The organism is Saprospiraceae bacterium (assembly GCA_016714025.1).
Taxonomy (GTDB): Bacteria; Bacteroidota; Bacteroidia; order Chitinophagales; family Saprospiraceae; genus Vicinibacter.
Genome location: JADJOB010000002.1, coordinates 2533809 through 2550166 on the forward strand (window position 1 = coordinate 2533809; position 16358 = coordinate 2550166).

Here is a 16358-nt window from a genome sequence, read left to right on the forward strand (position 1 = left end):
TGCTCCACCAGCCTGCGGTGGAACAGTGAGTGTAACATTTACAGTTACCTCAGATTGTGAAGCTCCGGTAACTTGTGTTGCTACATTTACCGTACAGAGTTCACCGGTTATATTGACCTGTGCAAACAACGTAACAGAAAATGCTTGTCAATCACAAGCTGACATCAATACTAAATTTACTAACTGGTTAGCTACAGCTACGTTTACAGGAGGCTGCAATGGAGTTATAACAAATAATAACAGTGGAGCACCCGATCATTGCGGTGGAACTGCAAGTGTAACATTTACAGTTACCTCAGATTGTGAAGCTCCAGTTACATGCGTTGCAACATTTACAGTAATCGATGATACTCCAATTGTATTGACCTGTCCTACGAATGTTACAGAGAATGCATGTCAATCACAAACTGACATCAATAATAAATTCAATGCATGGTTAGGCACTGCAAGTTTCACTGGAGGATGCAATGGAGTATTGACTAATAATAATAGTGGAGCCCCCGATCATTGCGGTGGAACAGCAAGTGTAACGTTTACCGTAACATCTGATTGTGAAGCACCTAAAACATGCGTTGCAACATTTACAGTAATCGATGATACTCCAATTGTATTGACTTGTCCGACAAACGTAACCGAAAATGCATGTCAAACACAAGCTGATATTAATACAAAATTCAATAACTGGTTAGCAACTGCAAACTTTACAGGAGGTTGTAATGGAGTATTGACCAATAGCGGAGGTACTGCACCCGATCATTGTGGTGGAACTGCAAGTGTAACATTTACAGTTACATCTGATTGTGAATCACCTAAAACATGTGTCGCAACATTTACAGTAAGCAATGCACCAGCAGTAGTTTTGACCTGTCCAACCAATGCAACCGAAAATGCCTGTCAATCACAAACTGACATCAACAATAAATTCAATGCATGGTTAGGGAATGCAGGTTTTACTGGCGGATGCAATGGTGTATTAACAAATAATGCCGGTGCTGCCCCAGATCATTGTGGTGGAACTGCAAGTGTAACATTCACCGTAACTTCAGATTGTGAAGCACCGAAAACTTGTGTAGCAACATTTACAGTAACGAATGCACCAGCAGTGGTGTTGACATGTCCAAGCAATGTAACCGAAGCAGCCTGTCAATCGCAAGCAACAATTAATACCAAGTTTACAAATTGGTTAGCCACAGCTATGCATAGTGGTGGTTGCAATAGTGTACGTACCAATAACAATACAGGTGCTCCACCAGCTTGTGGAGGAAGTGCAAGTGTAACATTTACCGTAACATCAGATTGCGAAGCACCCAAAACATGTGTAGCAACATTTACAGTAAGCAATGCACCTGCAGTAGTTTTAACCTGTCCGACCAATGCAACAGAGAATGCATGTCAATCACAAACAGACATCAATAATAAATTTAATACATGGCTAGGGAATGCAGGTTTTACTGGCGGATGTAATGGTGTTTTAACCAATAATGCAGGTGCTGCTCCCGATCATTGTGGAGGAAGTGCTAGTGTAACATTCACCGTAACCTCAGATTGTGAAGCACCAAAAACATGCGTAGCGACATTTACGGTAACGAATGCACCTCCAGTGGTGTTGACTTGTCCAAGCAATGTCACAGAAGCTGCTTGTCAAACTCAAACACAAATCAATACCAAGTTTACGAATTGGTTAGCCACAGCTACAAATAGTGGTGGATGTAATAGTGTACGTACCAATAACAATACAGGTGCTCCCCCAGCCTGCGGTGGAACAGCGAGTGTAACATTTACAGTTACCTCAGATTGTGAAGCACCGGTAACTTGTGTTGCTACATTTACCGTACAGAGTTCACCGGTTATATTGACCTGTGCAAACAACGTAACTGAAAATGCTTGTCAATCACAAGCTGATATCAATACTAAATTCAATAATTGGTTAGCAACCGCTAACTTCAGTGGTGGTTGTAACGGAATGTTGACTAATAATGCCGGTGCCGCCCCAGATCATTGTGGTGGAACAGCAAGTGTAACATTTACAGTGACCTCAGATTGTGAAGCTCCAGTTACATGCGTTGCAACATTTACAGTAATCGATGATACTCCAATTGTATTGACCTGTCCTACGAATGTTACCGAGAATGCATGTCAATCACAAACAGACATCAATAATAAATTCAATGCATGGTTAGGCACTGCAAGTTTCACTGGCGGATGCAATGGAGTATTGACTAATAATAATAGTGGAGCCCCCGATCATTGCGGTGGAACTGCAAGTGTAACGTTTACAGTGACCTCCGATTGTGAAGCGCCTAAAACATGTGTAGCAACATTTACAGTAATCGATGATACTCCAATTGTATTGACTTGTCCGACAAACGTAAACGAAAATGCATGTCAAACACAAGCAGATATTAATACCAAATTCAATAACTGGTTAGCAACTGCAAACTTTACAGGAGGTTGCAATGGAGTATTGACCAATAGTGGAGGTACTGCACCAGATCATTGTGGTGGTTCTACAAGTGTAACATTTACAGTAACATCCGATTGTGAAGCACCAAAAACATGTGTAGCCACATTCACTGTTACAAATGCACCCGTTGTAGTATTGACTTGTCCGACAAATGCAACCGAAAATGCCTGTCAATCACAAACTGACATCAACAATAAATTCAATACATGGTTAGGGAATGCAGGTTTTACAGGAGGATGCAATGGTGTATTAACAAATAATGCCGGTGCTGCCCCAGATCATTGTGGTGGAACAGCAAGTGTAACCTTTACAGTTACATCAGATTGCGAAGCACCGAAAACCTGTGTAGCAACATTTACAGTAACGAATGCACCAGCAGTGGTGTTGACATGTCCAAGCAATGTAACCGAAGCAGCTTGTCAATCGCAAGCAACAATTAATACCAAGTTTACAAATTGGTTAGCCACAGCTATGCATAGTGGTGGTTGCAATAGTGTGCGCACCAATAACAATACAGGTGCTCCACCAGCTTGTGGAGGAACAGCAAGTGTAACATTTACCGTAACATCAGATTGCGAAGCACCAAAAACATGTGTAGCAACATTTACAGTAAGCAATGCACCAGCAGTAGTTTTAACCTGTCCGACCAATGCAACAGAGAATGCATGTCAATCACAAACTGACATCAACAATAAATTCAATACATGGCTAGGGAATGCAGGTTTTACTGGCGGATGCAATGGTGTATTAACCAATAATGCCGGTGCTGCTCCCGATCATTGTGGAGGAAGTGCAAGTGTAACATTCACCGTAACCTCAGATTGTGAAGCACCTAAAACATGCGTAGCGACATTTACTGTAACGAATGCACCTCCAGTGGTGCTGACCTGTCCAAGCAATGTAACAGAAGCTGCTTGTCAAACACAAACACAAATCAATACCAAGTTTACGAATTGGTTGGCCACAGCTACAAATAGTGGTGGATGTAATAGTGTACGTACCAATAACAATACAGGTGCTCCCCCAGCCTGCGGTGGAACAGCGAGTGTAACATTTACAGTTACCTCAGATTGTGAAGCACCGGTAACTTGTGTTGCAACATTTACCGTACAGAGTTCACCGGTTATATTGACCTGTGCAAACAACGTAACAGAAAATGCTTGCCAATCACAAGCTGATATCAATACTAAATTCAATAATTGGTTAGCAACTGCAAGCTTCAGTGGTGGTTGTAACGGTGTGTTGACTAATAGCGGAGGGGCTGCACCAGATCATTGTGGTGGAACAACGAATGTAACATTTACCGTTACTTCAGATTGTGAGGCTCCAAAAACTTGTGTTGCAAGTTTTTCAGTCACAGCAGCACCAGGTGTAACGATTACTTGTCCTAATAACGTAACAGAAGCAGCCTGTCAAACTCAGGCTCAAATTGATAATAAATTTACAACATGGTTAACTACTGCAACTTTTGGTGGTGGTTGTAATGGTGTCTTAACAAATAGCGGAGGTGCTGCACCCGATCATTGTGGTGGAACTGCAAGTGTAACATTTACAGTAACCTCAGATTGTGAAGCACCAAAAACATGTGTAGCAACATTTACAGTAATCGATGATACTCCAATTGTATTAAATTGTCCAACGAATGCTACTGAAGTCGCTTGCCAAACACAAACTCAAATCAATAATAAATTTAATGCTTGGTTAGCAACGGCTAGTTTCAGTGGTGGGTGTAATGGAGTATTGACTAATAGCGGAGGTACTGCACCTGATCATTGTGGTGGATCAACTAGTGTAACATTTACAGTTACATCTGATTGTGAAACACCTAAAACATGTGTAGCGACATTTACCGTAATAGATGACGTACCAATTGTATTAACCTGCCCTACTAACGTTACTGAAGCAGACTGTCAAACTCAAAGTCAAATTAATTCTAAGTTTAATGCATGGTTAGCTTCAGCTACTTTTACAGGGGGTTGCAATGGGGTATTGACAAATAATGCAGGAACTGCTCCGGATCACTGTGGTGGTAGCGCAAGCGTCACATTTACTGTAACATCAGATTGTGAAGCACCTAAAACTTGTGTTGCCAGCTTCACTGTTACTGCAGCAACTCCAATTACTTTAACTTGTCCTAACAATGTTACAGAAGCAGCATGTCAAACTCAAGCTGATATCAACACGAAATTTAATAATTGGATTAACTCAGTTACAACAACAGGAGGTTGTAATCCTGTATTAACGAATAATAATATTGGTGCTCCTAACCATTGTGGTGGAGGAACAACAGTTACGTTTACAGTCACTTCAGATTGCGATGCTCCTAAAACTTGTAGTGCTTCTTTTGTTGTTAATGATGCTCCGGTTGTAGTATTGACATGTCCAAATAGTGTAACGGAAGGTCCATGCCAAACCCAAGGACAGATTGATACTAAATTTAATAATTGGTTAAACACAGTTAGTTTTTCAGGAGGTTGCAATGCAAGTATCAATAATAATAATACTGGTGCGCCATTAGCTTGTGGTGGTTCGGCCTCAGTTACTTTTACAGTAACATCAGATTGTGAACCTCAGAAAACGTGTGTAGCTACATTTACTGTAACTGCTGCGCCACCTGTAGTTTTAACTTGCCCAAACAATGTAACAGAAGCAGCTTGTCAATCTCAAACTACAATAAATAGCAAGTTCAATACTTGGATTTCAACTGCAACTGCTACCGGAGGTTGTAATAGCGTGTTTACAAATAACAACAATGGCGCACCTCCTGCATGTGGTGGATCAACTAGTGTAACATTTACTGTAACTTCTGATTGCGAAACGACTAGAACCTGTGTGGCAACATTTACAGTAAGCAGTTCGCCTGTAGTATTAACCTGTGCAAACAATGTAACTGAAACCGCTTGTCAATCACAGGCAGATATCAATACGAAATTTAATACCTGGCTTAACAGCACTACATTTACAGGAGGCTGTAACGGAGTGTTGACTAATAGTGGCGGTTCAGCACCTGATCATTGCGGCGGATCAACCAGCGTGACTTTTACAGTTACCTCAGATTGCGAAGCCCCGAAAACTTGTGTTGCAACATTTGCTGTGACTGCAGCGCCAGGAGTTTCTATTACTTGTCCAAGTAATGTAACAGAAGCTGCATGTCAAACTCAAGCTCAGATTGATACTAAATTTTCTAACTGGTTAACTACTGCAACTTTCGGCGGTGGTTGTAATGGAGTATTGACCAATAGTGGTGGATCAGCTCCAAACCATTGTGGTGGTACAACGAATGTAACCTTTACGGTTACTTCAGATTGTGAAGCTCCTAAAACTTGTGTTGCTACATTTACCGTTTCAAATGCAACTGCAGTGGTTATAAATTGTCCTACCAATGTTACAGAAGCAGCTTGCCAAACACAGAGTGCCATTAATACGAAATTTAATAATTGGTTAGCAACTGCAACTTTTAGCGGTGGTTGTAACGGTGTATTGACAAATAGTGGAGGAACAGCTCCAGATCATTGTGGTGGTTCGACATCAGTTACATTTACCGTTACATCAGATTGCGAGGCACCTAAAACTTGTGTAGCTACATTTACTGTAAGCAATGCATCAGCAGTTGTGCTTACGTGCCCAAGCAATGTAACAGAAAATGCATGTCAAACACAAAGTCAAATTAATTCCAAATTCAATGCATGGCTAGCTACCGTCTCGACAAGTGGCGGTTGCAATCCAATGTTTACTAATAATAATACAGGTGCACCGAATGCTTGTGGTGGTTCAACTACAGTAACATTTACAGTGACCTCTGACTGTGAAGCACCAAAGACGTGTGCAGCAAGCTTTACAGTTACCGCAGCCCCTCCTGTAGTGTTGACTTGTCCAAACAATGTTACTGAAGGTCCATGTCAGACCCAATCACAGATTAATTCCAAATTCAATGCATGGTTGGCTACTGTGTCAACAAGCGGTGGTTGCAATCCTGTATTTACTAATAACAATACCGGTGCACCGAATGCATGTGGTGGTTCTACAACGGTGACTTTTACAGTTACATCAGATTGTGAAGCTCCTAAAACATGTACTGCTTCATTTGCTGTAACTTCTGCACCAGCAGTGATATTGACTTGTCCAAATAATGTGACTGAAGCTCCTTGTCAAACTCAGGCTCAAATAGATTCTAAATTTACAAGCTGGCTAGCTACCGTTTCATTTAGTGGTGGTTGCAATGCAAGTATTGCTAATAATAATAGCGGAGCACCATTGGCCTGTGGAGGATCGAAGACTGTGACATTTACAGTTACTTCTGATTGTGAAGCACCTAAGACTTGTACTGCAACATTTACTGTTACAGCAGCACCTCCGGTTGTTTTAACTTGTCCTAACAATGTTACCGAACCGGCATGTCAAACTCAAAGTCAAATCAATACAAGCTTTACAAATTGGTTGGCTACCGTGAGTTTCAGTGGTGGTTGCAATGCAACTATCTCTAATAATAATGTAGGTGCACCACCTGCATGTGGTGGAGTTGCAACTGTTGTATTTACTGTTACTTCAGATTGTGAAGCACCAAAATCCTGTACGGCAACGTTTACAGTTACTGCTGCAACTGCAGTTGTGTTGACCTGTGCAAACAATGTAACTGAAAATGCATGTCAAACACAAGCTCAAATTGATTCGAAGTTTACAGCTTGGTTAAATACAACAAACTTTACGGGTGGATGTAATGGCGTTTTGAATAATAATAATGCAGGCGCTCCAAATGCATGTGGTGGATCTACCACTGTTACCTTTACAGTGACATCGGATTGTGAAGCTTCTAAAACATGCACTGCATCATTTACTGTTCAGAGTTCACCGGTTGTTTTAACCTGTCCTAATAATGTAACTGAAAATGCATGTCAAACCCAAAGTCAAATTGATTCAAAGTTTGCAGCATGGTTGGGAACTGTAAGTACTTCTGGCGGTTGCAATTCTTTGTTGACAAATAATAACAATGGAGCACCAAATCATTGCGGAGGAACAGCTAGTGTAACTTTTACAGTAACATCAGATTGTGAATCTCCAAAAACCTGTGTTGCTACATTTACTGTATCGAATGCTACTGCTGTTGTTTTAAATTGTCCTTCTAATGTTACAGAAGCAGCTTGTCAAACGCAGAGTGCCATCAATACGAAATTTACTAATTGGTTAGCAACTGCAACTTTTAGCGGTGGTTGTAATGGGGTATTGACAAACAGTGGAGGAACAGCTCCAGATCATTGTGGAGGATCAACTTCAGTTACATTTACCGTTACTTCTGATTGTGAATCACCAAGAACCTGCGTAGCCACATTTACTGTGAGTAATGCAACATCTGTTACACTAACATGTCCGGCAAATGTTACTGAAAATGAATGTCAGACACAAGCTCAAATCAATTCTAAATTTAATGCTTGGTTAGCGACGGTTGCTACAAGTGGAGGTTGTAATCCTATATTAACAAATAATAATACAGGAGCACCTCAAGCCTGTGGTGGATCAACAACGGTAACATTTACGGTAACATCAGATTGTGAAGCACCAAAAACATGTAGTGCTTCATTTACCGTAACTGCTGCGTCTCCAGTAGTGTTGACTTGTCCAAATAACGTAACAGAAGGTTCTTGTCAAACCCAATCACAAATTAATTCCAAATTCAATGCTTGGTTGGCAACGGTGTCAACAAGTGGTGGATGTAATCCTGTATTTACTAATAACAATACAGGGGCACCAAGCGCATGTGGTGGCTCTACAACAGTTACATTTACTGTTACTTCAGATTGTGAAGCACCAAAATCATGTACTGCTTCATTTGCTGTAACTTCAGCACCAGCAGTAGTCTTGACGTGTCCAAATAATGTGACTGAAGCAGCTTGTCAAACACAAGCTCAAATTGATTCTAAATTTACAAGCTGGCTAGCTACCGTTTCATTTAGTGGTGGTTGCAATGCTAGCATTGCAAATAATAATACCGGAGCGCCATTGGCATGTGGTGGATCAAAGACTGTGACATTTACGGTAACTTCTGATTGTGAAGCTCCTAAAACTTGTACTGCAACGTTTGCAGTTACTGCAGCTCCCGTAGTTGTATTAACTTGTCCAAATAATGTAACTGAAGCTGCTTGTCAGTCACAAAGTCAGATAGATACTAAATTCACAAATTGGTTAGCAACTGTTAGTTTCAGTGGTGGTTGTAATGCCAGTATTTCAAACAATAATACTGGTGCACCTCTTGCATGTGGTGGCTCTAAAACAGTCACGTTTACAGTTACCTCAGATTGTGAAGCTCCGAAAACTTGTACTGCAACGTTTACGGTAAATGCTTCGACATCTGTGGTATTGACTTGTGCAAATAATGTAACGGAAAATGCATGTCAAACACAAGCTCAAATTGATTCGAAGTTTACAACTTGGTTAAATACAACAAACTTTACGGGTGGATGTAATGGTGTTTTAACAAATACCAATACAGGTGCTCCAAATGCATGTGGTGGTTCAACCACTGTTACTTTCACAGTGACTTCAGATTGCGAAGCTCCTAAAACTTGCACGGCATCGTTTACTGTTCAGAGTTCACCGGTTGTATTAACTTGTCCAAATAATGTAACTGAAAATGCATGTCAAACACAAAGTCAAATTGATTCGAAGTTTAATGCATGGTTGTCAACTGTTACAACTTCTGGTGGATGTAATTCAGTTTTAACTAACAACAATACCGGTGCTCCGAATAAATGTGGAGGAACTGCTACGGTCACCTTTACGGTTACTTCATCTTGCGAAGCACCTAAAACATGTACAGCAACATTCACCGTATCCAATGCACCAGCAGTTGTATTGAATTGTCCAAATAACGTGACAGAAGCTGCTTGCCAGACTCAATCACAAATAAATACGAAATTCAATAATTGGCTGGCAACTGTAACCACTTCAGGTGGTTGCAATCCTGTATTAACTAATAATAATACGGGTGCTCCTCTTGCATGCGGGGGTACAACTTCCGTTACGTTTTCCGTAACTTCTGATTGTGAAACAACTAAAACATGTGTTGCAAGCTTTACTGTAACTGCAGCTCCTTCGGTTGTTTTGACTTGTCCTAACAATGTTACAGAAGCATCTTGCCAGACTCAAGCTCAAATCGATACCAAATTCAATAATTGGTTAGCGACCGTTTCTACTTCTGGAGGTTGCAATCCTGTTTTCACCAATAACAACACAGGTGCTCCAAATCATTGTGGTGGATCTACAACGGTGACTTTTACAGTTACATCAGATTGTGAAGCTCCTAAAACTTGTACGGCTTCATTTACCGTATCGACTGCTCCAACAGTAATTTTGACTTGTCCATCAAATGTCACCGAAACAAATTGTCAAACTCAGGCTACTATTAATTCAAAGTTCAACGCATGGTTGGCAACCGTTTCAACAAGTGGTGGATGTAATCCTGTATTTTCAAATAACAATACAGGTGCACCGAATGCATGTGGTGGATCTACAACGGTAACTTTTACTGTTACCTCAGATTGTGAAGCTCCAAAAACTTGTACTGCAAGCTTTACTGTGACAGCAGCTCCAACAGTTGTTTTAACTTGTCCAAATAATTTAACCGAAGCAGCCTGTCAAACACAGGCACAGATAGATGGTAAGTTTGCAAATTGGTTAAACACTGTTTCATTTAGTGGCGGATGCAATGCAAGTATTTCTAACAATAATAATGGAGCGCCTCCTGCTTGTGGTGGAAGTAAAACGGTAACTTTTACAGTGACCTCTGATTGTGAAGCACCAAAAACTTGTACGGCAACATTTACTGTTACAGCTGCACCTGCGGTTGTTTTAACTTGCCCTAACAATGTTACCGAACCGGCTTGTCAAACTCAAAGTCAAATCAATACAAGTTTTACAAATTGGTTGGCTACCGTAAGTTTTAGTGGCGGATGTAATGCCAGCATTGCAAATAACAATACAGGTGCACCGAATGCATGTGGTGGTTCAACCACTGTAACATTTACTGTAACTTCAGATTGTGAGGCTCCAAAAACTTGTAGCGCCACTTTTACAGTTACAAATGCTTCTGCTGTTGTGTTAAATTGTGCTTCTAATGCTACTGAAGCTGCATGTCAAACACAAGCACAAATAGATTCTAAATTTAATGCATGGTTGGCAACTGCATCAAGTTCAGGTGGATGCAATAGATCGCTTTCTAATAACAGTACCGGAGCGCCTAATGCTTGCGGTGGATCAACAACAGTAACCTTTACAGTTACTTCAGATTGTGAAGCTCCGAAATCTTGTACTGCGAGTTTCACGGTATTAAGTTCACCTGTTGTGCTGAATTGTCCTAGCAATGTAACAGAAGCTGCTTGTCAAACACAAGCAAGTATCAATACTAAATTTAATAACTGGTTGAATACAGTGAATTTCAGTGGTGGATGCAATGCAAGTATTTCAAACAATAATGTGGGTGCGCCTCAGGCATGCGGAGGTAGTACTACTGTGACTTTTACAGTAACTTCAACATGCGAAAATCCTAAATCATGCACTGCAACATTTACTGTAACTGCGGCACCGGCAGTAGTCTTAACTTGCCCAAATAATGTTACTGAAGCTGCTTGTCAGACCCAATCACAGATCAATACTAAATTTAGTAATTGGTTAGCAACGGTATCAACTTCAGGTGGATGCAATCCTGTTTTGACAAACAACAATACAGGTGCTCCACAAGCATGCGGAGGATCTACAACTGTAACATTTACAGTAACGTCAGATTGCGAATCTGCTAAAACATGTTCTGCTGTTTTTACAGTAACCAATGCCCCTCAGGTTATATTAACCTGTCCTGACAATCAAACTGAAGCCGCTTGTCAAACTACTGCCCAAATAAATCAAAAGTTTGCTGCATGGTTGGCAACAGCATCTGTAGCAGGTGGTTGCAATAGTGTGCTTTCAAACAATAATAATGGGGCACCAAATGCTTGTGGTGGTTCAGTTACCGTAACATTTACCGTCACCTCTGATTGCCAAACTACCGTGACATGCTCTTCCGTATTTGCAGTTACAACCGCACCGGCAGTTTCCATGAGTTGTCCTGTCAATGTAACAGAAGCAGCTTGTCAAACACAAGCCAGCATCAATCAGAAGTTTTCAGATTGGCTAGCCACTTTAAATGTTACAGGAGGTTGCAATACCGTTGTTACAAATAATAATAATGGAGCTCCTGCGGCATGTGGTGGTTCCAAAACTGTTATTTTTACTGCCACCAGCTCATGTGAAAATCCAGTGACTTGCAGCGCCACATTTACTGTCACGGCGCCAGCTCCTTTAACAGTAACTTGTCCAATTGATTTAAACTTAAATGGTTGCAGAACACAATTTGATGTAGATACTGCTTTTGTAAATTGGCTTAACAGCATTAAAACTACTGGAGGTTGCAATGTAACTGTTGCAAATAATAACAGCGGTGCACCAAATGTTTGTGGTGGAACCAAAACAGTTCAATTCACAGTGACAAGTAGTTGTGAATCTCCAAAAACTTGTTCTGCCACATTTGCAGTAATTCCGTTAGCTCAACCTCAGATTACCTGTCCAAATAATATTACTATCAATTGTGATGAATCTACGCTACCAGCAAGAACCGGTAATGCAACCGGTATCGATGGTTGCGGCGATAATGGTACTATAACTTATCAGGATCAAGTCGTGCCAGGAAATTGTTCAGGCAATTACGTAATCAATAGAACCTGGACTATAACGGATCGTTGTGGAGGTACTGATGATTGTGTTCAAACCATTACCCTGATCGATAACAAAGCGCCGACATTTACGATGCCTAATGATATTATAATTTATAACAAGCGTACCAATGCCGGTACTGCAACCTTGGTTAATTATGATTTCAATTTTGGAAATTCTTATATTTCTTTAGCACCAAAACTGTATAGTGGAATTACTTCAATCATGTCAAATTCAGTAAATCCATTTATGCGTACGAATGGTACTCCTTCTGCCGGCTTGGCTTTTGCAAATAATCCAGTTGCTGGAAAAGCATTAACTGTTGCAAATTCCTTCTCATCAGGAGGTAATTGGCAGTTCAATATTTCAGGACGTAATCTTGCGGCCTTTACTAATTTCAAAGTTTATGTTCAGGCATTCCGCAAAGGAACAGGCAGCGCAACCAATTTAATCATGGAAGTGAGTACCGATGCAACAAATTGGACCACCTTCAGCAACACCGCATTGACTACAGGTACCTGGGTTGAATGCACGGCTTCTGTACCTGGAATTTCATATCCGACTCAATTCTATATCAGGATTAGATATTCCGGTGGTTCAAATACAGATCCAAAAGATCTTCATATTGACAATTTCCAAATTCAGGGATATCGCGATGCGAAGCTTTGTGATTTTGATGATGTACCAGATATAACGGGTTATCCTACTAATATCAGCGATGCGTGTGATCAAAATCCTACTGCTACTTACAGTGATTCTGCAGCTATTGCCGATTGTGTTTCGAAAGTTTATAGAACCTGGACCGTTACTGATGAATGTGGCAATGCTAAGGTTGGAAGCACTAAACAGGTTATTACAATTAAAGACACCTTGGGTCCTGTAATTACTTGTCCATCTGGAAGTTCTTTGTCTAGAAAAGCAGATACCACTAAATGTCATTACACGGTTATAAATAATGAATTGGATGCAACAGCAACCGATGACTGTTTTGATCCTTCAACTGTTAGAAATAATTGGAACAACAATAGTACATTATCAGGTGTGCAACTTCCTGTTGGAGTACATACTATTATTTGGACAGCTACAGATAATTGTGGCAATACATCAACTTGTTCATTTGCAATTACAATTTTTGAAATTGAACCTCCAGTGGCACGATGCAAAGGCGATTCGATCCTATTGGATTCCACCGGTAATTACACTATAACCGTTAATAACATCAATGCCGGTTCAACTGATAACTGCGGAATTAAATCGATGAAATTAAATCGCTACGTGTATGGGTGCGATGACATTCCTTCAAGAAAGGTCATTTTAACTGTTACGGATTCTACAGGATTATCTGATACTTGCGAAGCAGATTTAAAAATACGGGATGGTTTAGCACCTAAATTGACTTGTAAAAACATTAGCATTGTATTACCTCCAAGTGGTACCAAAACAATTACAGCAGATAGTGTCCTTTCTTTTGCAAAGGATAATTGTGGTATTACCAAGAAAACTGTAACTCCAAATACTTTCACATGCTCAAGCAGCAAAGTAACCACAGTGACGGTTGAAGCAAGAGATGTTACAGGAAATACGAGTACCTGTACTGCGACTGTAACGATATCCAATACTCAGGATTCTGATTGTGATGGGGTTTGGGATGTATGCGATATCTGTCCAGGAGGTGATGATAAAGTAGACAACGACGGGGATGGAAAGCCCGACTGTAAATTCCCACCGATCTTCCCTAAAGTCAAGAGTACCTGGAAATGCGGTACCAATCCAAATCGCGTGTACATAGCTAAAATTGGCACAAATGGAAAATGTACCACGACCTGTGTAAACTATTTAACCTGGGTTAATAATCCGGGGCCGAATGAATACCTCGGTCCTTGTAAATCGTGTCCGGAAGGATTGCTAGGATATCCGGATGTATTTAAAGGACTTCTTGGTGATACTTCGGATGATTCGGAACGCAATGCAAATGATCCAGAAAACGGCTTGCCTTTCCGCATCGTTCCAAATCCAAATTTTGGTGTATTTGATTTGGTTTTTGATGCCATCGTAGAAGATGGAACGTTGGAAATCTACAATTTAATGGGTGAAAAAGTTTGGATGCAACGGATTACTGGAAATACTGAACGATTATCCATGAACTCCAATGAATTTAAGAATGGAGCCGCGGGTGTTTACCGAATTGTATTGAAGAATAATGCAGGAAAGTCAGTTCAGACTTTATTGATAATGAAATAATGTTCGGAATCAAACCTTGGTTTTTAAAAGGCTGAGGTTTGATTCTTATTGTTAATATGAATACAGGAATTCTTTACTTATTTAAGCAATTTATACTTGTAAGTTTATTATTTACAATAGGTACATTAATATCAAATATTATTTTTTATTCTGTAATTGAAGTTGATCTGCATCGCTGGATTTTTACTGCATCTGGTTTGACAATTTTTTTATTTAGCTTTAAATTTCTTAATTATCGTTCGCATGGATTGGCGTTTGATAATTCTGATTTAAAATTATCATTGATTCCAGAATATCAAAAAATTACTATTAGTAAATTAAAACTTTCTGATTTGATTAATCGTATTAAATATGATTACAAATTTTCTGAAAGTACGGTTTCAATTCAGGAAAATATAATTGATATTGATTTAAAGGAAGATTTTTGGAAGAGTGAACATATTGAAATTAAACAGTTAGATACAACTGATAAGCATGTTACTTATTTAATAAAATCTACTTCAAGACATTGGTGGTTAGCCGGAGGCTTGTTTCTCGGCGACTTTGGTGAAAATAAATGCAATGTAAATTACTTAGAAAAATTAATTATTGCTTAGTGGATTGTGGTATTTTAGGCTTTATATTTAATCGCAAAGCCTGATCGTAAATTATATAATTCCAAAGCCAGTTTATAAACACAATCAGTTTATTTCGTACGCCTATCAGGTAGTAAATATGGACAAAAAGCCAGCCAATCCACGCAATGAATCCACTTAGAAACAAGCTCTTGTATTGTAGTACTGCTTTTGAACGTCCAATGGTAGCCATACTTCCTTTATCCCAATAATTAAAAGCTAGCCGATTTTTTAAATTAGATTTATTTAGTCGTTTGGCCAAATAACTGGCTTGTTGCAATGCAACTGGTGCCAATCCTGGAAGCCCTGAAGGGTATTTAGCCGTTTCCATATAGGCAATATCACCAAGCGCATATACATCCTTCCATATTGGAACTTCACAATATTGATTTACTGATATTTTTCTACCGGGAGCATTGTGAGCAACTTCAAGTCCTTTGATGGCAGTTCCGACAACACCGGCAGCCCAAATAATTTTTTGACTTTTTAAGAACAAGCCATTTGAAAGTTCCAGTTGATCCTCTTTAATATCTGTAACCTTTGTATTCAAATGAATGCATACACCCATTTTAGTTAATTCTTCATAAGCTTTTAGGGATGCTTTTTCAGTCATTGTATCAAGTAATCTGGAACTTGCCTGGATTAAATGGATCTGCATTTTAGAAGCGTCAAGATCCGGGTAATCCTTTGGCAAGATATGTTTTTTCATTTCAGAAAGTGCCCCAGCCAGTTCCACCCCGGTTGGACCTCCCCCAATAATTATGATATTCATCAATCGTTCTTGAGCACTGGCATCATTGCTTAAAACAGCTTGCTCTAAATCATTTAAAATGCAATTTCTCAGATACAGAGCTTCTGATACTGATTTTAAAGGAATTGTATACTTTTCAAAATTCAGATTTCCGTAATAGTTAGTTTGAGAACCCGTTGCTATTATTAATACATCATATACCAGGGATCCAGTATCAGTATAAATAACTTTATGAATCGGATCAATTTCAGCAATATCAAGCGTACGAATGAATATGTCCTTTTTATTTCTGAAATTTTTTCTCAATGGAAAACAGATTGAGCTTGGCTCAATTCCAGACATTGCAACCTGATAAAAAAGGGGTTGAAATTGGAAATAATTATTTTTATCAATGAGCACAATTTGATAAATTTTACTATCAATTCGATTAGCAAATTTAAATCCAGCAAAACCGCCTCCAATTATCACAATTCTAGGTTTATTAGAATTTGGAATGTTAAAGGGCATTGTTAAAGTTTGATTATTTTTACACCTTAATATCAGTTTCACT

General features: G+C 39.6%; 3 protein-coding genes (1 of these 3 only partly in view). 2 read left to right on the plus strand and 1 reads right to left on the minus strand.

Features of this window, described 5'->3' with window-relative positions:
• Together IPJ80_13350 and IPJ80_13355 are read left to right on the plus strand one after the other, a co-directional pair.
• Window positions 1–14443: the 3' portion of an HYR domain-containing protein gene (locus tag IPJ80_13350; GenBank protein MBK7914470.1), read on the plus strand. 15833 nt of this gene lie to the left of the window's left edge; 14443 of the gene's 30276 nt are visible here — the last part of the coding sequence; its start codon lies off the left edge, out of view; its stop codon occupies window positions 14441–14443.
• Window positions 14444–14499: 56 nt separating this feature from the next.
• Window positions 14500–15039: a hypothetical protein gene (locus IPJ80_13355; protein MBK7914471.1), complete on the plus strand. Its 540-nt coding sequence runs from the start codon at window positions 14500–14502 to the stop codon at window positions 15037–15039.
• On the opposite strand, the gene IPJ80_13360 is transcribed toward IPJ80_13355, so the two are convergent.
• Window positions 15029–16315 (minus strand): NAD(P)/FAD-dependent oxidoreductase, encoded by a 1287-nt coding sequence (locus IPJ80_13360; protein MBK7914472.1) that lies wholly within the window; start codon window positions 16313–16315, stop codon window positions 15029–15031. The genes IPJ80_13355 and IPJ80_13360 overlap by 11 nt on opposite strands.
• Between the last annotated feature and the right edge of the window lie 43 nt (window positions 16316–16358).